Origin of the sequence: Mesorhizobium sp. J18 (genome assembly GCF_007829525.1) — a bacterium.
Classification (GTDB): domain Bacteria; phylum Pseudomonadota; class Alphaproteobacteria; order Rhizobiales; family Rhizobiaceae; genus VLJP01.
Window position 1 is genome coordinate 99,377 of the sequence record NZ_VLJP01000089.1, and the last position, 17,729, is coordinate 117,105.

Below are 17,729 nucleotides of genomic sequence, written 5' to 3' on the forward strand. Positions count from 1 at the left end.
ACCTCAGGCTGCCTGTTTCCCGGCGCGGTCTATCGCATCCGAAATCATCTTGCGTGCCGCCGCGGCATCCATCCAGTCGCCGATCTTGACCCATTTTCCCGGCTCGAGATCCTTGTAGTGCTCGAAGAAATGCTGGATCTGCTGCAGCGTGATTTCGGGCAGGTCGGTGTAATTGTTCACCATCTCGTAGCGGCGCGTCAGATGCGGTGAGGGTACCGCGATGACCTTTTCATCCTGGCCGGAATTGTCTTCCATGATGAGCACCCCGATCGGCCGCACATTGATGACGCAGCCGGGGATAAGCTGGCGGGTATTGCACACCAACACGTCGATGGGGTCGCCGTCGTCCGACAGCGTGTGCGGGACGAAGCCGTAATTACCGGGATAGGTCATTGGTGTATAGAGAAACCGGTCGACGATCAGCGTGCCGGCCTGCTTGTCCATCTCGTATTTGATGGGCTGCCCGCCATAGGGTACTTCGATGATCACATTGACGTCTTCGGGCGGGTTCGTGCCAATGGAAATAGCGTCGATACGCATCAACAATCCGTTCCTTGTTTGGTTCGGCTCCCGATAACCGACAATTGTGCGCCGCACAAGGCGACCTTTTGGCTCGCTGGGGCAGCGCCGGTAAAAAAGCTTTGCAGAAGATTTCGGGCGCCTAATCCCAGGCGAAAGCGATCTTGCGCAGCGCCTTCTGATCGAAAACCTCGACGCCTTCCGCAATGTCGCGGCCACCGGCTCCGGCATAGAAGGAAAGCGCGCCGGCATTCTCTTCCAGCGCCCACACAATGAGCCCCTTGAAGCCATGCCCGGCGAGCATTTCCCTTGCGGCGGCGAAAAGGCGGCGGCCGAGGCCGATGCCCTGATATTCCGGGCTCAGATAAAGCTCGTAAATCTCGCCCTGCTGGGGAAGCTGTCGCGCACGATTGCGGCCGAGCGTAGCATAGCCCACAATCTCGCCGCTGATCTCCAGCACGAGCACGGTCGCCGAACGGCGTATGGCATGGGCCCACCATTTCGGCCCTCTGCGCCCGATCATGGCATTGAGTGCCCTGTGGGGGATCATTCCGGCATAGGCACCGCGCCAAGCACGATCATGGACATAGGCGATGGCATCTGCATCTTGCGGTTCGGCCTGGCGTATGTCGATCGAGAGCGTCTTCATGGCTCCTTAACCATAGACGTGGCGGGCCAGCGAGCGCAAGTGAAACAGATGTGATCCACCGACAAGTCGCGCGGGATCGGAGTTCAGATCTCTGCCAGATGGTCGTCGAGCTCGTTGGGGTTTTCGGCGCCGGGAGGAAAATGCTCGGCAAGGACGGTCCCCACCCTGCCGATTGCCTCGACAAAGCCGTCGGCTAGCCTCGCCGCCGCGGCGTGGCGGATAAGCGCCGCCACCGTATCGTTCCACGTCGATTGATCAACCAGGCTGTTGATGCCGGCGTCGGCAACCACTTCGGCATAGCGTTCCGCGAGAGATACGAAGATCAGGACGCCGGTGCGCGATTCGGTGACATGGATGTTGTGGGCGAGAAACTGGCGCAGGGCATTGCCGTGGGCGCGGCGATAGCGGATACGCCTTGGCACCAGCCTGACGCGCAGGCGAGGGAATGTCGCGATCACGAGGACGGCAGTCGCCAGCGCGGCGAGCTGCGCGGCGACGAAAACAATCGGCCTTATGTCGATCCACCAATAGTGGAAGACAGCCGCGACGATGGCGCTGAGCAGCAATATGGCGCTCGTGGCGATGAAGGCCGCCGGAAAGAAGTAGCTGTCGCTTGTGCCGGCAAGCGCGCAGAAGATTTCGCCAGAGGTGCGACTTTCAGCGTCCCGGATGGCGGCCGTGATGCGGGCATGCTCGTCGGGGGAAAGAATGTTTTCGGATATCTCGCCCATCACCAGCTTCCCGAAGCTCCGCCGCCGCCGGACGAACCTCCTCCGCCCGAGAAACCGCCGCCGCGGGAAAAGCCGCCCCCACCGGAAAAGCCGCCATGACGCGACCAGCCGGAGTTTCGACGGCGCGGCCGGCCTGATCCGCCAACGACGATGGTCATGCCAAGCCATTCGTAGCGTCCGGGCCCGATCTTCCGGCCGAAGATGGGAGCAAGCAGGCTCATTGCCATGCCTCCGAAGAAGAAGGTGCCCCACAGGATCAGGAACAGGATTACCGGCAGCGGCAGGGCGCTCTCGCTTTCCTGGTTGCGCTTGGCACGGGCCTCGAGTTCGGCCGCATTTCCTTCGAGGACCATGATGATATCGTCGACCGCTTCGCTGATGCCGCCCGCAAAATCGCCGGCGCGAAAGGCCGGCACCATGGTGTTTTCAATGATCAGCTTCGAATGCAGATCGGTCAAAGTGCCTTCCAGGCCGTAGCCCACCTCGATGCGCATCCGGCGATCCGCCACGGTCACCAGGAGCAGAATGCCATTGTCCTCGCCAGCCTGCCCCAACCCCCAGGCGCGGAAGAGGCGGTTGGCATAGGATTCGATCGCCTCGCCCTCCAGGCTGTCGATGGTGGCAATGACGATCTGATCCGACGACCTGGTTTCGAAAGCTTCGAGCTTTGCTGTCAGGGCGCGCTCGGTTTCGGTGTCGATGATGCCGGCATTATCGACCACCCTGCCGGTCAGGGCGGGCAGTTCGGCGGCAATGGAGTGCGCCGCCAGCAGGACCAGCATATGCAGGCAAAGCAGGAGGAGGATGCCTCCGGCGCGGCTGCCAAGCGCCTTCATGCGGTTGTGCGGCATAGAGCGTACGGCTCGATGGGGTTAGCCGAAGTCGACTTTTGGCGTGTCCATCTTCTCGGCAGGAATGGTGAAGGTCTCGAAAGGCTTCGCATCGGTGAACCAGAATTTCGCCCACAACATGGTCGGGAAGGTTCTCAGCGAGGTGTTATAGACCCGTACGGCCTCGATATAGTCGCGCCGTGCCACCGCGATGCGGTTTTCCGTGCCCTCGAGCTGCGCTTGCAGCGCCAGGAAGTTCTGGCTCGACTTCAGATCCGGATAGTTTTCCACCACCGCCAGCAGACGACCCAGGGCCCCCGACAATTCGGCCTGGCTTTCCTGGAAAGCACGGAATTTCTCCGGATCGGCTAGCGAGTCGACCGAAACCTGCACCTGGGTCGCCTTTGCGCGGGCTTCAACGACGGATTGCAGCACCTCGCGCTCCTGTTGGGCGTATCCTTTCACGGTCTCCACCAGGTTCGGGATCAGGTCGGCGCGGCGCTGATACTGGTTCAGGACCTCGCTCCAGGCGGCCTTCGCCTGTTCCTCCTGGGTAGGTATGGTGTTGAAGCCGCAGCCGGAAAGAAACGGCAGGACAAGGAGGAGAAACAGCAAGGCAGCCGGCGCGCGGGAATGGCGTGCCGGGGCGCGACAAAGGCTTTGCATGGAAATCCCTCGCGAATATTCGACCGCGCGGGAGAATAGTAGTATTCGGTAAGCAAGCAAACAATTATCCGAGTTGTTCGCGGATGCACGACGATCCGGGAATCGGGGCTGACGGATGAAGGAAGATGACGATCGGCGGCGTGCGGAAGCGAGGCGCATCCTCGAGGATGTGGCCGGCGAAGGCGATATCGGGTCCTCCTTTGCCGCCCGCTCGGCCGACCGGGCGCGCCGGCATTTCTCGGCGGAGGATGCCGATCAGGCCGATCGCATCGAGGTGTGGGGGATGCGCATCGGCCGCGGATTGGCCCTGATTGCCGCCATGATCCTCATCGTCTGGCTCGTCGGCTTCCTGATGCGATAGCAGCAGCATGCAGATGGATCGGAACGCATCGAAGGCAGTCATCGTCGTCTCGAGCCATGTCGCGCGTGGATCGGTAGGCAATCGCGCCGCGGTATTCGCGCTCGAGACCCTCGGCTTCCCGGTCTGGGCGGTGCCCACCGTGATCTTGCCCTGGCATCCCGGTCATGGGCGCGCCACCCGGATCGTTCCCGAGAGCGGACAGTTTGCCGATTTCCTCAGGGACCTCGAAAACGCTCCCTGGATCGGCGAGGTCGCCGCAGTGCTATCCGGCTATTTGGGCCACGCCGGTCAGGTGGACGCTGTCGCCTCTCTTGTCGGCAAGGTGAAAGCCCGCAACCCGCATGCGCTCTATCTTTGCGACCCGGTGATGGGCGACACCGGCGGCCTCTACATTCCCGAGGCAACGGCGATTGCGATCCGCGATCGTCTGATTCCCATCGCCGACATCGCCACGCCCAACCGCTACGAGCTGGAATGGCTCACCGGAAGAGCCGTTGCGGATATCGGGCAAGTGACCGAAGCGGCGCTCGCAGCCGGTCCGGCAACCGTGATCGTGACGTCTGCTCCCGTCGCGCATGCGGGCGGCACCGGCAATCTGCTCGTGACGGAAAGCGAGGTCCTTCTCGCCGAGCACCGGACGATCGAAAATCCGCCCAACGGCCTGGGGGACCTCACGGGGGCCCTTTTCCTGGCGCGCCGGCTGGGCGGTTCCGACATGGCGGAAGCCCTGCAATCGACGACGGCTGCCGTCTTCGAGATCCTCGCCCGCGCGGCCAAGCGAGGCGCTGACGAACTTATGCTCGAAACCGATGCGGCCGGCCTGTCCAATCCCATGGCGCTGGTGCATCTCAAACGGCTCGCCCATCCGGGGCGGAACCTGACTGCATGAGCGAACTTGCCGCTCCGGTGGCGATTGCGGGCGCCGACGGCTGCAAGGCCGGCTGGGTCGCCGTCATGGTCCGGCGTGGCTGCGGGCCGCAAGTGGCTGTATTCGACAATTCCCAGAACTGGTCGAATGTCTGCCTGAGGATGCCGTGCTGGCCGTAGACATGCCGATCGGCCTGCCGGAGCGCACCGGCAAGGGAGGCCGAGGGCCTGAAAACCTCGTGCGGCTTCATCTCGACGAGCGCCAGTCGAGCGTCTTCTCGATCCGTCGCGCAGCGCCGTCTATGCCATCTGGACATGATCCATCTGGACATGACATCGAAGAAGTTGCTCCCCGCTGCAATTGGAGTTAAGCGCAAGGCATGAGCCATCTGCCCGAACGTCTTCTCGCCGGTTATCGCAATTTCATGCAGGGCCGCTATGCGGCGGAGAGCGGCCGGTACCGCTCGCTCGCCAGGGAAGGCCAGTCGCCGGAAACCATGGTGATCGCCTGCTGCGATTCGAGAGCGGCGCCGGAAACCGTATTCGACGCCGGTCCGGGCGAGCTTTTCGTGGTGCGCAATGTCGCCAATATCGTGCCGCCCTACCAGCCGGACGAGCAATTCCACGGCACGTCCGCGGCGCTCGAATTTGCCGTGCAGAGCCTGAAGGTGAAGCATATCGTCGTCATGGGGCATGGTCGCTGCGGCGGTATCAATGCGGTGCTGAACCCCGCAGCCGAACCGCTTTCACCGGGTGATTTCATAGGCAAATGGATGGGGCTCGTCGCGCCCGCCGCCGAAACCGTCGCCGGCAGCACCATGATGACCGCGGCGGAACGCCAGACGGCGCTCGAACGCATCTCGATCCGCTTCCAGATCGCCAATCTGCGCACATTTCCCTGCGTCAGAATCCTGGAGGAAAAGGGCAGGCTCACCCTGCACGGTGCGTGGTTCGACATTTCCACCGGTGAATTATGGGTGATGAACCGCCAGACCGGCGACTTCGAACGGCCGGACTCCGACTGAAGGCTGCTGCTCAGGAAGGAGCAGCCGGGGTCGGCTGGATCGCCGTCGCAAGAGCCGGTTCGGGAAGCCGTCTCCAGATCAGCCAAGCGACGATGGCCGTGACGCCCATGGCGGGAATCACCGTTGACATGGCGAAGACCGGATCTCCGAGGGCGGCGCATATGGTTCCGCCCACGAGTCCGGCTCCCATTTGCAGGAAGCTCGACATTGATGAGGCAGACCCGGCGATGCGGGGAAACGGCGCCATTGATGCAGTCATCATGGCCGGCATGACGAAGGCAATACCGAAGGCATAGACCGCGATCGGACCCATCACCGACAGGAAGGATAGCGGAAGCAGATGAGGCAGTGTGGCGACCAGCATGCTGCCGAAGCCGACAAAGACGAGGCCGAGCGGAACCAGCCGATAGGCGCCGTAACGTCTCAGCAGCATGCGCACGGTGACCGAGCCGAGAAAAAAGAAGCCGGTCTGCATAAGCATGCCGAAACCGAACTGCGACGGCGAGAGGCCGACTCTTTCCATCAATATGAAGGGAAGGACGGTGGCCAGCGTATAAATCGCTCCCGTCGTGCCGGCGATGACAAGGCTCGACATCATGAAATAGCCGCTGGACAGCAGGGACCCGTAGGAGCGGATGAGCGCGGACGGGCGGATGCGCCTGAGATCGCGTGTCACGGTTTCACGGAGGGCGAAATGAACGACGAGGATCACGACTATGCCTGCCAGCAGCATCAGGCCGAAGATCGCATGCCAGCCGGCGATTTCCATGGTCAGACCGCCCAGGGTCGGCGCCACCGCCGGACCGACGGCAAGGATGATGCCGATTAGGTTCATGATGCGCGCGGAGCGTTCGTGGGTGAAGAGGTCGCGCACGATGGCCCGCGACATGCCAACGCCGACGGATGCACCCACTCCCTGCAGGAAGCGGGCGGCGATCAGTACTTCTATGGAGGGTGCGAACAGGGCCAGCAGGCTTGCCGCCAGATAGATAGTCATGAAGGAGAAGATGACGGGTTTGCGGCCGAAGCCGTCCGACAGGGGACCGCAAAAGAGCTGCGCCGAAGCAAAGCCGGCGAAATACAGTGACAATGTCATCTTGACGGCGCTTTCGGTGGTCCCGAAGGCGCGGACGATTTCCGGCATTGCCGGCGTGAAGAGCGCAAGCGAAATCGGGCCGATAGCGACGATCAGCGCGCCGATCAGGCTGACGCGCCGCTCGCTCATCAAGGGCTCTGCGGCGACTGCTTCGGCTTGAGGCTCGTTGCTTTCAGGCCGGATATTCATGCGACCGCTCCCTTCTCGGAAGCGGCGATCTCGCGGCCGGCGCTCAGATTGGAGCGGACCAGCTTCATCATATGAAGAAGCTTTTCCCATTCCGCACGGTTCAGGCCTGCGGCCGCCTGCTTGCGCACTTCGGCTGAAATCCGTGATGTGACGGCAAGCACTTCGTCCGCTTCCGTCGTCAGCGCCACCAATTTGGCCCGCCGATCTGAAGGGTCCGGAAGGCGCGAAACGAGGCCGCGCGCCTCGAGACGGTCGAGATAGGCGCTGACGGTCATGGCCTCAAGGCCCATGCGCTCGGCAAGGACATTCTGCCGTACCGTGCCGGCGCGGCCGGCGTGGGCAAGCGTCCGCGCTTCGCCGGCGGTAAGGCCGATGCCGGCTTCCGCTATGCGGCGGTCCACCTCGGCGCGAACCATGCGCGAGAGATCGCCGACGAGGAAACCAAAGGAATCCGGGTCGATGTGTCTGTGCATATTGTAAGTAAACCTTATTATCAGCACGACGTAGTATTGCGATGCCGCAGAGTCAAGATGCCGCCGAAACTGCGGTTGCGGGAAAGGCTGAGGCGGCCTACATCGGTCTGGCCGGTCCGGCATCCCGCCGCGCTCCAGGATCTCCGAGGCACCTCAATGCTGCAGACATCTTCGTCCGAAACACGTGATTCCAATCCTCTGACACATTGGAACGGTCCTCTCGGACTGCCGGATTTCGATAGAATAAAGGACGAGGATTTCGCAGCCGCATTCGACGCGGCATTCGCCTCACACAACAAGGAGATCGCCAGCATCGCCGGCAATCCGGAAGCGCCCACGGTGGAGAACACGCTGGCGGCACTGGAGCTTTCGGGCGATGCGCCGTCGCGCGTTTCAGCCATCTTCTGGTGCAAGGCCGGGGCGCATACGAATGATGCCATACAGGCGCTCGAGCGCGAGATCGCGCCGAAGATGGCGCGGCATTTTTCGGCGATACACATGAACGAGACGCTCTTCGCCCGCATAGATGCGCTCTATGGCAAAAGAGACGATCTCGGTCTGGACGGAGAGACGGGTCGGGTACTCGAAAAGACATGGAAGCGTTTTGTGCGCGCCGGCGCCAGGCTCGATCCTGAGAAGAAGCAGCGGCTGGCCGCGATCAACGAAGAACTCGCGACGCTTGGTGCTCGGTTTGGGCAGAATGTCCTCGCCGACGAGCGGGATTGGGTCCATTTTCTCGATGAAGGCGACGATCTTGCCGGCCTGCCGGATTTCCTGGTGAGCGCCATGGCCGAGGCGGCGGAATCGCGCGGGAAATCCGGCAAATATGCCATCACCCTGTCCCGGTCCATCATCGAGCCGTTCCTGGCCCTGTCGCACCGCCGCGACCTGCGCGAAATTGCGTTCAACGCATTTGTCAAGCGCGGCGAGAATGGCGGCGCCAGCGACAATGGCGAGATCGTCAAGAGAACGCTGGAACTGCGTGCCGAAAAGGCGAAGCTTCTCGGCTATCCGAACTTCGCCGCCTTCAAGCTGGACGATACCATGGCCAAGACGCCGGATGCGGTCATGGAATTGCTCGAGCCGGTCTGGGACAAGGCGCGGGAGAAGGTGGCTGAGGATGATCGCGAATTGCAGAGGTTGGCCGCCATCGACGGCCAGAACCAGCCGATCGCGCCCTGGGACTGGCGCTACTATGCCGAACGCCTGCGCGCCGAACGCTTCGCCTTCGATGAGGCGGAGTTGAAGCCATATCTCCAACTGGAGAAGGTCATAGCCGCCTGCTTCGACGTTGCCGGCAGGCTTTTCGGACTCACCTTCGAGGAGAAGGCAGGAGTCGCGGCCTGGCATCCCGACGTCCGGGTGTTCGAAGTCAGAGATGGGGATGGCAGCGAGCGTGCGGTTTTCCTTGCCGACTATTTTAACCGCCCCTCGAAGCGGTCCGGCGCCTGGATGAGCTCGCTGCAGTCCGGCTACAAGCTGGGCGGCGGGTCGAAACCGATCGTCTACAACATCATGAATTTCGCAAAGCCGCCGAAGGGACAGCCGGCGCTGCTCTCCATGGACGAAGCGAGGACGCTCTTCCACGAATTCGGCCATGCGCTGCACGGCATGCTGACCGATGTCACCTGGCCGTCGGTCTCAGGCACTTCCGTGTCGCGCGATTTCGTAGAATTGCCGTCGCAGCTTTATGAGCACTGGCTGACCGTGCCGGAAATCCTGAAGAAATATGCCGTGCATCACCGCACGGGCGAGCCGATGCCGGCCGATCTGCTGGAGAAGATGCTGGCCGCCCGGACCTTCGACGCCGGTTTTACCACCGTCGAATTCACCGCCTCGGCTCTTGTCGACATGGCCTATCATTCACAATCGGAAGCGCCGTCGGACCCGCTCCGCTTCGAGGCTGAAACGCTCGAAAGGCTGCAGATGCCGTCGGCAATCGCCATGCGGCACCGGACGCCGCATTTCCTGCACGTATTCTCGGGAGATGGATATTCAGCCGGCTACTATTCCTATATGTGGTCGGAAGTGCTGGACGCGGACGCCTTCAAGGCCTTCGAGGAAACCGGAAATCCCTTCGATCCCGAACTTGCTGCAAAGCTGCATCGGTATGTCTACGCAGCCGGCGGTTCGGCCGATCCGGAAAAGCTTTATACCGCCTTCAGCGGACGCATGCCGTCGCCCGAAGCGATGATGGAGAAGCGCGGACTGGTTTAGGTTTCTGTGGACGGAAACAATGTCCCGGCAAAGGTTCAAGCAAGTGTCACAAAGCCGATAAGCGGCTGAAACAAATTTCTCCGACAGTGCCGCCCTCTTCAACCGAGGGAGACTGTCATGAGAAAACTAGCAGTGAGTACCCGCCGCGGATTCCTGGCTTCGGCCGGCGCCATGACCCTGGTCGGCGCATCCGGTCTTGCGCGTCCCTACATTTCCCGCGCGGCTTCGCGTCCCGTCTTCAGTCATGGCGTGCAGTCGGGCGACGTGGACGCCACTTCCGGCATGATCTGGACCCGCACGGATCGCCCTGCTCGCGTCATGTTCGAGGTCTCCACGACGGAGAGTTTCGCCAATCCGATCAAGCTGCCGCCGCTCGATGCGCTGTCGGAGAGCGATTTCGCCGTGAAGCGTCTGCTGACCGGGCTTACCCCGGACCAGGACATCTTCTACCGCATGACGGCTATGGACCTTAATGACGTCAATGCCCTGTCCGAGCCCACTACTGGCCGGTTCCGCACAGCACCGATGTCCAATCGCAACATTCGCTTCGCATGGTCGGGGGACACTGCCGGTCAGGGCTGGGGGATCGACGAGACCGGCATGCTCACCTACGCGACCATGATGAAGCATGAACCCGATTTCTTTCTGCATTCGGGCGACACCATCTATGCCGACGGTCCCATTGAAGAAGAGGTCGAGCTTTCCGATGGCACCAAATGGGTCAACAAGGTCGTGATCGACGAGAAGCGCAAGGTTGCCGAGACGCTGGCGGAATATCGCGGCCAATGGAAATACAATCTGATGGACGAGCATGTCCGCGCCCTGAATGCGGTCTGCCCAACCTTCATGCAGTGGGACGACCACGAAGTGACCAATAATTGGTCCTCTTCAAAGGAGCTTGACGACCGCTATTCGGAAAAGTCCATCGCGCTCCTGCAGGCGCGCGCCACTCGCGCCTTCCATGAGATGACTCCGATCCGCTACACGCCGGAGGAGCCAAGTCGCGTCTACCGCAAGATCGCTTATGGCCCCTTGCTCGAAGTATTCTTTCTCGATCTGCGGTCCTATCGCGGGCCCAATGGCCCTTCCATGGAAACCGAGTTGACGGATGCTGCGCGCATCTTGGGTGCCGAGCAGGTTCGCTGGCTGAAGCGCGAACTGGCCATGTCGAAAGCCACCTGGAAGGTCATCGCGTCCGATATGCCGATCGGCGTCATTGTCTGGGACGACGGCGCCAACAAGACCGGCGCCGAGGCGATCGCCAATGGCGACAACGGCCCGGCCAAGGGCCGCGAGCTCGAACTGGCGGATCTTCTGCGCTACATCAAGAATGCCGGCATCGAGAACACGGTCTGGCTCACTGCGGACGTGCATTATACCGCCGCCCATTACTACAATCCGGACAAGGCGGCCTTCCAGGATTTCAACCCCTTCTGGGAATTCGTTTCCGGACCGCTGCATGCCGGCACCTTCGGCCCCAACGATCTCGACACGACTTTCGGGCCGGAGCTGAAATTCGTTAAAGCCCCAACGGCGGGGCAGGGCGCGAACCTGCCGCCCTCGGCCGGCCTCCAGTTCTTCGGTCTGGTGGACATCGACAGCGCCACGCGGCAGATGACGGTGCGGCTTATGGATCGCGACGACAACGAACTCTACAAGGTAGTGCTGGACCCCGTCCAGTCTGCCTGACCATACCACCATTGCATGATCCCCGGCGGCATTGTGCCGCCGGGTCCGTCGCATTGCGGTCCCTTACGATTGTACCTATGAAAGGGACAAGCACCGGAACGGGAACCGCAGATTGCAGCAGGTCAATGAAAAGCTCTGGATCGCTCCGCAATTGACGGGCGAGGACTTCGCGGATGCCGGGTCGAAGGGCATTGTCGGGATCGTCAACAACCGCCCCGACGACGAGGAGCCGGGTCAGCTCACCGCGGGAGAATCGGCCAGGATAGCAGCCGGGCTGGGCCTGAGTTACGTTCATATTCCCGTAGTGTCCGGTCAAATCACCGAAGAGCAGGTCCGCGCCTTCCGGAACGCTCTCGCCGGCGCGGACGGACCGGTGCTCGCCTACTGCAAGTCCGGTACCCGCTCGCTCTCGCTTTGGGCCATCGGCGAGGTTCTGGACGGACGGATGACCATCGACGAGCTGGATGAACTCGGGGCCTGTTTCGGCAAGGACCTTGCCGGCGCGAAGAAATGGCTGGCGGCGCGGTCCTGAGGCTTGTGAAGGAGAGGGATACAGCATGAGCGTTGTTGCGGCCAGGCCGGAGGTCACCGGCTTCTTCGACAAGCGCACATTTTCCATCCAGTATGTCGTGGCCGATCCCGCGACGCGGAAATGCGCCATCATCGATCCGGTGCTCGACTATGACGAGAAATCCGGATCGCTCGCGACCCGCAATGCCGACCGGATTCTCGATTTCATCGCCGAGCAAGATCTTTCCGTCGAGTGGGTCCTAGACACCCATCCCCATGCGGATCATTTTTCGGCCGCTCCCTATCTGAAGGAGAAGACGGGCGCTCCGACCGCGATCGGGGACAGGATCGTCGAGGTCCAGGAGCTCTGGAAGGAAATCTATAACTGGCCCGATTTCCTCGCCGACGGTTCGCAATGGGACAAGCTCTTCGCGGAAGGCGAGACTTTCGCGGTGGGAGAGCTGCCCGGCCGCATCCTGTTCTCGCCCGGCCACACACTGGCCTCCATCACCTATGTGATCGGCGATGCCGCTTTCGTGCATGATACGCTTTTCATGCCCGACAGCGGGACGGCGCGGGCCGATTTTCCCGGAGGCAGCGCAAGGCGACTCTGGGCCTCGATCCAGGAAATCCTTGCGCTTCCCGACGAAACGCGCGTCTTCACCGGCCACGACTATCAGCCTGCCGGACGCTGCCGATGCCGAAGCTGATCCTCCATGCGCTGCAAGTGAACATCAATGGCGGGCGGCTGCCGGAGGCCGAGCGCAACGGACGGCGCTATCTGAAGATCCCGATCGGCGTCTTCCCGACGGCCACCTGGGAATAAGGATCCACGCCGCGCAGCTTCCTGCCCTTTCGCATCTGCGAAAAAACCTGTATGAGCCGCGCAACCGAAGTGTGGCGCGGCATGGCTGCGCCCGGAATCATTCCCGAGAGACCATTTATGAAACTCCGCAATATCGCGATCATCGCGCATGTCGATCATGGCAAGACCACGCTTGTCGACGCGCTCCTTAAACAATCCGGCTCCGTGCGCGAGAACCAGCGCGTGGCCGAGCGCGCCATGGATTCGAACGACCTCGAAAAGGAGCGGGGCATCACCATCCTTGCCAAGGCCACCTCGGTCGAGTGGAAGGACACGCGCATCAATATCGTCGATACGCCCGGCCATGCCGATTTCGGCGGCGAAGTCGAGCGCATCCTTTCCATGGTTGATTCCGCCATTGTCCTGGTGGATGCCGCCGAGGGGCCGATGCCGCAGACCAAATTCGTCGTCGGCAAGGCGCTGAAGGTCGGCCTGCGGCCCATCGTGGTCATCAACAAGATCGATCGTCCCGATGCCCGCGCCAACGAGGTCATCAACGAAGTCTTCGACCTCTTTGCTGCCCTCGACGCCACCGACGAGCAGCTTGATTTTCCGATCCTCTACGGTTCCGGCCGCGACGGCTGGGTCGCCGAGGATCCGGAGGGTCCGAAGGATCAGGGTCTCGCCCCTCTGTTCGATCTGGTGCTCAAGCACGTGCCGGAGCCGGCCGTCGAGCCCGGCCCGTTCCGCATGATCGGCACGATCCTCGAAGCCAATCCGTTCCTCGGGCGCATCATCACCGGCCGCATCGCTTCCGGCACGCTGAAGCCGAACCAGGCCGTCAAGGTACTGCATCACGACGGCACGCTGCTCGAAAACGGCCGCGTGTCCAAGATACTCGCCTTCCGCGGATTGGAGCGCCAGCCGATCGAGGAAGCGCAGGCCGGCGACATCGTTGCCATAGCGGGCCTCTCCAAGGGCACCGTCGCCGACACCTTCTGCGACCCTTCGGTGAACGAGCCGATGGCCGCCCAGCCCATCGACCCGCCGACCGTCACCATGTCCTTCCTGGTCAACGATTCGCCGCTGGCCGGCACCGAGGGCGACAAGGTGACCAGCCGCGTCATCCGCGACCGTCTCCTGAAGGAGGCGGAGGGCAATGTGGCGCTGCGGATCGAGGAATCGGCCGACAAGGATTCCTTTTACGTTTCCGGCCGCGGCGAATTGCAGCTCGCCGTGCTCATCGAGACCATGCGCCGCGAAGGCTTCGAACTTGCCGTTTCGCGCCCCCGCGTCGTCATGCAGAGGGACGAGAGTGGGCAGCTTCTCGAACCGGTCGAGGAAGTGGTCATCGACGTTGACGAGGAGCATTCGGGCGTGGTCGTGCAGAAGATGTCGGAGCGCAAGGCCGAGATGGTCGAATTGCGTCCCTCCGGCGGCGACCGCCAGCGCCTCGTTTTCCACGCGCCGACGCGCGGCCTGATCGGTTATCAGTCCGAGCTTCTGACCGACACCCGCGGCACGGCGGTAATGAACCGGCTGTTCCATTCCTATCAGCCCTACAAGGGCGAAATCGGCGGCCGGATCAACGGCGTGCTCATCTCCAACGACAATGGAGAGGCTTCGGCCTATGCGCTGTTCAACCTGGAAGATCGCGGCCCGATGATCATCGATGCCGGCGTGAAGGTCTATCAGGGCATGATCATCGGCATTCACAGCCGTGACAACGATCTCGAGGTCAATGTCCTGAAGGGCAAGAAGCTGACCAATATACGCGCCGCCGGCAAGGACGAGGCCGTCAAGCTGACGCCTCCGATCCGCATGACGCTGGAGCGCGCTCTGGCCTGGATACAGGACGACGAACTGGTCGAGGTGACGCCGAAATCCATCCGCCTGCGCAAGCTTCATCTGGACCCGCATGAGCGCAAGCGTTTCGAGAAGCAGAAGGTGAGCGGCGCTGCCTGATCGGACGGGCCGGAACCTGACTGACTCGGCTCCGTTCTGTGCGAAAGGAGCAACGGCATATGGCAAGCGCGACTTACAGGCTGGTCGAGCGGGCGATGCGGGACAGGAAGCCAATCGCCTGCATGTATAGTGGTTATCCACGGGCGATCTGCCCGATCATCCTCGGCCGTTCGGATGGAGCCGAAAAGGCCCTGGTGTATCAGTTCGACGGCAGCAGTTCCGACGGACCGGTGCGCGGCGACTGGAAATGCTTCTACCTCTCCAAACTTCGCGGCGCCGAGATTGTAGATGGTCCCTGGCGTTCCGGAGACAGCCACAGGACTTCGCAGACCTGTGTCAAGGATGTCGATCTCGACGTAAATCCGAACAGCCCGTTCAATCCGAAACGCAAGCTTTAGCTGACGCTGTCGCAAACCGTTCACCGGGCCGTGCAATCGGATGACCGGCCGTGCCGTCATTGACAGATCGTTCCGCTTGCGCGCTTGATGGGCCGAGAGTCGTCGATGACGGGGACCCCGCATGGAAATCGTGATACCCGGTGCCGCCAATCTGGGGCTGTTCGCAAGCGCCGCACTGATGCTGCTGATCGTGCCCGGTCCTGCCGTGCTCTATATCTTCGCCCGTTCGGTCGAGCAGGGACGCGGCGCAGGTCTTGTCTCGATATTGGGCATTCACGCGGCCACACTCATCCATGTCGCCGCCGCAGCGCTCGGCCTGTCGGCGCTGCTTGCCACTTCCGCGCTCGCCTTCGGCATCGTCAAATATGCCGGGGCCGTCTATCTGATCTGGCTCGGCCTCAGAAAGATCTTCGGCCGCAGCGAAATTCCTGCTGCCGGCATCACCGTGCACAGGCATGGCTATATGCGTCTCTTCCGTGATGGTTTTGTCGTCAATCTACTCAATCCCAAGACAGCGCTGTTTTTCCTCGCCTTCCTGCCGCAATTCGTGGAGGTGAGCCTCGGTCATGTGGCGCTGCAGATCGCGTTTCTGGGCCTGCTTTTCACCCTGCTCGGTTTGGTGACGGACGGTTGCTACGCCCTGGCCGCCGGCAGCATGGGCAACCGGCTGAAGCAGAGCCGCAGCTATCTGAAGGTCGAGCGCTATGTCAGCGGCGGTCTGTTCATCGGGCTCGGGCTGATGGCGGCCTTCGCCGGTAATCAGAAGAAGTAGGTAAGCTCATGGATCCGGCATTTCTTCTCACCGCGCTCGTCGTTGTCCTCATCCCAGGAACCGGCGTCATCTACACGCTTGCGATTGCTCTCGGGCGCGGCGGGCCGGCCTCGGTATCGGCGGCCTTCGGCTGCACGCTCGGAATCCTGCCGCATATCGCCGCCGCCATTCTCGGCCTGGCGGCGCTCCTGCATGCCAGCGCCGTGCTGTTCCAGGCGGTGAAGTTCGCCGGCGTGCTCTATCTTTTATGGATGGCCTGCCAGGCCCTCGACGAAAAGGGACTGCTCAATGCGGAGCCGGAGCGTTCGCGGGTCTCGCATTGGGCCATCATCCGGCGAGGCTTCGTGATCAACATTCTGAATCCGAAGCTTTCGATCTTCTTTCTCGCCTTCCTGCCGCAATTCATACCGCTCGATGCGCCGTCGCCCGCCATCACCATGGCATGGCTCGGCTTGGTCTTCATGGTGATGACCTTCGTGATCTTCGTCATCTACGGACAGTTCGCGGCGCTGGTACGTGGCAGGGTCCTGAAGAGCCCGGCCGTGATGAAATGGCTTCGCCGGTCCTTTGCGGCGGCCTTTGCGCTTCTGGGCATAAGGCTCGCTTTCTCGGCAAGATAGAGCGGGAGCCGGCGGAACCTGCCAGGGAGGAGGAAAATGGATATCTCTTCGCTTCTCGTTTTCGGCAGCGTGCTTTTCATAGCCGCCGGCTCGCCCGGCCCGAGCATAGCCGCCCTCGTGGGGCGCGTTCTGGCAAAGGGCATGCGCGGGGTCTTCCCCTTCCTTGCCGCCATGTGGATCGGCGAGGCGATCTGGCTCGGCTGTGCCGTCTTCGGTCTTGCTTTCGTTGCCGAGACCTTCCACCTCGCCTTTCTTGTCATCAAATATGCCGGGGTCGTCTATCTTCTCTATCTCGCCTGGAAGATGTGGACCGCTCCGACGGATGCGCAGGAAAGCGAGCTGCCGAAGGCCGATTCGCCGCTCCGCCTGTTCCTGACCGGCCTCGCGGTCACGCTCGGCAATCCGAAGATCATGATGTTCTATCTGGCGCTTCTGCCGTCAATCATTGATCTCGCTTCGGTCACAATACTCGGCTGGGCGGAACTGACGCTTGCCATGGTCATCGTGCTGGTCATCGTCGATTTCGCCTGGATCGCGGCGGCTGCGCAGACGCGCAGGCTTCTGAAGAACAGCCGGGCCATGCGCATCGCCAACCGCGCTTCGGCCTCGATCATGGCAGGTGCGGCCGCCGCGATCGCCACGCGCTGATGATCCCGAAGTCTATCCAGCCAGCCATTCGATCGAGCGTCCGTGATAGTCGCAAAGGGCGAGATCACGGGTTGAGCCGCCTGGCCAGCAGGTGAGCCGCAGCGTTGCATAGGGATCTGTCGTCGCGATCGGCTCCATGCGCAGCCATGCGATGGGATCGGTACCTTCGACATTGCCGGCCGCATCGAGGCTGTCCTCGATGCGCAGTCGTGTGGCCTCCGGCATGTATTGCCACATGATCGAATGGAAAAGCACAAAGACCTGGCCGCGCTCGCGCGCGGCAAGCTCGCGATCGACGAAATCGGCGGCATCGCTTCTTTCAAGCATGAAAGGTTGCTGTTCGGCGATTGAGATGGCCGCTTCGAGCCTTTGCAGCCGCGCAGTCTGGTCCGGCCAGACATAGGATTTCAGGCGCAGCCGCTGCTGCGGGKCGGAAATTTCGACAGGCGCGATGTCGCATCCCTTGCGTGAGGCCACATCCAGGAAACCGCCAAGCGGAGGCGGTTCGCCCCGTAGCTCCGGCTTCAGGCGCACGGGCGATGCCTCGTCGCCCCAGCCGATTTCGCCGTAATCATAACGGAAGCGGTCGAAAAGCAGGTTGAGGCCGGCGCTGGAGCCGATCTCGCGTATGGCGAGCGGCAGGCCTGTTTCGCGGCCGATGGTGATGAAGCCCGGCAGGAGCATGCCGGCCCGCGCGAT

At 62.1% G+C, this 17,729-nt stretch carries 21 protein-coding genes and 1 pseudogene; 14 read left to right on the forward strand and 8 right to left on the reverse strand.

Annotated elements, in window-relative coordinates; translation table 11 throughout:
- Positions 1-3: 3 nt before the first annotated feature.
- The 5 genes from ppa to L598_RS21185 all read right to left on the reverse strand — a co-directional run bounded on the left by ppa (position 4) and on the right by L598_RS21185 (position 3,395).
- A complete protein-coding gene (ppa, locus tag L598_RS21165; RefSeq protein ID WP_186445139.1) occupies positions 4-540 on the reverse strand; it encodes an inorganic diphosphatase in 537 nt (178 codons plus the stop codon).
- A 121-nt stretch (positions 541-661) separates the two neighbouring features.
- Complete coding sequence (locus L598_RS21170) at positions 662-1,168, reverse strand: GNAT family N-acetyltransferase (protein WP_144866048.1); 507 nt, start codon at positions 1,166-1,168, stop codon at positions 662-664.
- An 83-nt stretch (positions 1,169-1,251) separates the two neighbouring features.
- The gene (locus L598_RS21175; protein ID WP_144866051.1) at positions 1,252-1,899 is read right to left on the reverse strand and encodes a TPM domain-containing protein; all 648 of its coding nucleotides are present in this window, start codon (positions 1,897-1,899) and stop codon (positions 1,252-1,254) included.
- Entirely contained in the window at positions 1,899-2,735 is an 837-nt protein-coding gene (locus L598_RS21180; protein WP_246658871.1) for a YgcG family protein, read from the reverse strand. The genes L598_RS21175 and L598_RS21180 overlap by 1 nt, the downstream gene beginning before the upstream one ends.
- A 36-nt stretch (positions 2,736-2,771) precedes the next feature.
- Entirely contained in the window at positions 2,772-3,395 is a 624-nt protein-coding gene (locus L598_RS21185) for a LemA family protein (RefSeq protein WP_144866057.1), read from the reverse strand.
- 115 nt (positions 3,396-3,510) lie between these two features.
- Here L598_RS21185 and L598_RS21190 point away from each other — a divergent pair, with 115 nt between their 5' ends.
- The 5 genes from L598_RS21190 to L598_RS21205 are packed head-to-tail and all read left to right on the forward strand — an operon-like array spanning position 3,511 to position 5,648.
- On the forward strand, positions 3,511-3,756 hold the full coding sequence (locus L598_RS21190; protein WP_144866060.1) for a hypothetical protein: 246 nt from the start codon (positions 3,511-3,513) through the stop codon (positions 3,754-3,756).
- 7 nt (positions 3,757-3,763) lie between these two features.
- Positions 3,764-4,645: a pyridoxal kinase PdxY gene (gene pdxY, locus L598_RS21195; RefSeq protein ID WP_144866063.1), complete on the forward strand. Its 882-nt coding sequence runs from the start codon at positions 3,764-3,766 to the stop codon at positions 4,643-4,645.
- Positions 4,642-4,803 carry a hypothetical protein gene (locus tag L598_RS21890; protein ID WP_246658872.1) on the forward strand — a complete coding sequence of 54 codons (162 nt, stop codon included), beginning with the start codon at positions 4,642-4,644 and terminating at the stop codon, positions 4,801-4,803. The genes pdxY and L598_RS21890 overlap by 4 nt, the downstream gene beginning before the upstream one ends.
- Positions 4,791-4,994 carry a DUF429 domain-containing protein gene (locus L598_RS21895; RefSeq protein ID WP_246658873.1) on the forward strand — a complete coding sequence of 68 codons (204 nt, stop codon included), beginning with the start codon at positions 4,791-4,793 and terminating at the stop codon, positions 4,992-4,994. Before L598_RS21890 ends, L598_RS21895 begins: the two co-directional genes overlap by 13 nt.
- 9 nt (positions 4,995-5,003) lie before the next feature.
- Positions 5,004-5,648: a carbonic anhydrase gene (locus L598_RS21205; RefSeq protein ID WP_144866070.1), complete on the forward strand. Its 645-nt coding sequence runs from the start codon at positions 5,004-5,006 to the stop codon at positions 5,646-5,648.
- A gap of 10 nt (positions 5,649-5,658) precedes the next feature.
- Here the strand turns inward: L598_RS21205 and L598_RS21210 are convergent, their stop codons facing one another.
- Both L598_RS21210 and L598_RS21215 read right to left on the reverse strand, forming a co-directional pair.
- Entirely contained in the window at positions 5,659-6,933 is a 1,275-nt protein-coding gene (locus tag L598_RS21210) for a multidrug effflux MFS transporter (RefSeq protein ID WP_144866073.1), read from the reverse strand.
- Positions 6,930-7,406: a MarR family winged helix-turn-helix transcriptional regulator gene (locus L598_RS21215; protein ID WP_144866076.1), complete on the reverse strand. Its 477-nt coding sequence runs from the start codon at positions 7,404-7,406 to the stop codon at positions 6,930-6,932. Before L598_RS21215 ends, L598_RS21210 begins: the two co-directional genes overlap by 4 nt.
- 156 nt (positions 7,407-7,562) lie before the next feature.
- Here L598_RS21215 and L598_RS21220 point away from each other — a divergent pair, with 156 nt between their 5' ends.
- From L598_RS21220 to L598_RS21260, 9 genes and pseudogenes are all read left to right on the forward strand, one after another.
- On the forward strand, positions 7,563-9,623 hold the full coding sequence (locus tag L598_RS21220; protein WP_144866082.1) for a M3 family metallopeptidase: 2,061 nt from the start codon (positions 7,563-7,565) through the stop codon (positions 9,621-9,623).
- A gap of 117 nt (positions 9,624-9,740) precedes the next feature.
- Positions 9,741-11,312: an alkaline phosphatase gene (locus L598_RS21225; protein ID WP_144866085.1), complete on the forward strand. Its 1,572-nt coding sequence runs from the start codon at positions 9,741-9,743 to the stop codon at positions 11,310-11,312.
- Between the two features lie 112 nt (positions 11,313-11,424).
- Positions 11,425-11,844 carry a TIGR01244 family sulfur transferase gene (locus L598_RS21230; protein WP_144866088.1) on the forward strand — a complete coding sequence of 140 codons (420 nt, stop codon included), beginning with the start codon at positions 11,425-11,427 and terminating at the stop codon, positions 11,842-11,844.
- A 25-nt stretch (positions 11,845-11,869) separates the two neighbouring features.
- Positions 11,870-12,648 (forward strand): annotated as a pseudogene (locus L598_RS21235) (MBL fold metallo-hydrolase).
- A gap of 117 nt (positions 12,649-12,765) precedes the next feature.
- On the forward strand, positions 12,766-14,592 hold the full coding sequence (gene typA / locus L598_RS21240; protein ID WP_144866091.1) for a translational GTPase TypA: 1,827 nt from the start codon (positions 12,766-12,768) through the stop codon (positions 14,590-14,592).
- A 59-nt stretch (positions 14,593-14,651) separates the two neighbouring features.
- The gene (locus tag L598_RS21245; protein WP_144866094.1) at positions 14,652-14,990 is read left to right on the forward strand and encodes a hypothetical protein; all 339 of its coding nucleotides are present in this window, start codon (positions 14,652-14,654) and stop codon (positions 14,988-14,990) included.
- A 121-nt stretch (positions 14,991-15,111) separates the two neighbouring features.
- Positions 15,112-15,762 carry a LysE family translocator gene (locus L598_RS21250; RefSeq protein ID WP_144866097.1) on the forward strand — a complete coding sequence of 217 codons (651 nt, stop codon included), beginning with the start codon at positions 15,112-15,114 and terminating at the stop codon, positions 15,760-15,762.
- Between the two features lie 8 nt (positions 15,763-15,770).
- Positions 15,771-16,382 carry a LysE family translocator gene (locus L598_RS21255; RefSeq protein ID WP_144866100.1) on the forward strand — a complete coding sequence of 204 codons (612 nt, stop codon included), beginning with the start codon at positions 15,771-15,773 and terminating at the stop codon, positions 16,380-16,382.
- A 36-nt stretch (positions 16,383-16,418) separates the two neighbouring features.
- Entirely contained in the window at positions 16,419-17,030 is a 612-nt protein-coding gene (locus L598_RS21260) for a LysE family translocator (RefSeq protein WP_144866103.1), read from the forward strand.
- Between the two features lie 12 nt (positions 17,031-17,042).
- Here L598_RS21260 and L598_RS21265 read toward each other — a convergent pair.
- Positions 17,043-17,729: DUF2332 domain-containing protein (locus L598_RS21265; RefSeq protein ID WP_144866107.1), on the reverse strand; the 687-nt coding region annotated here is incomplete at its 5' end.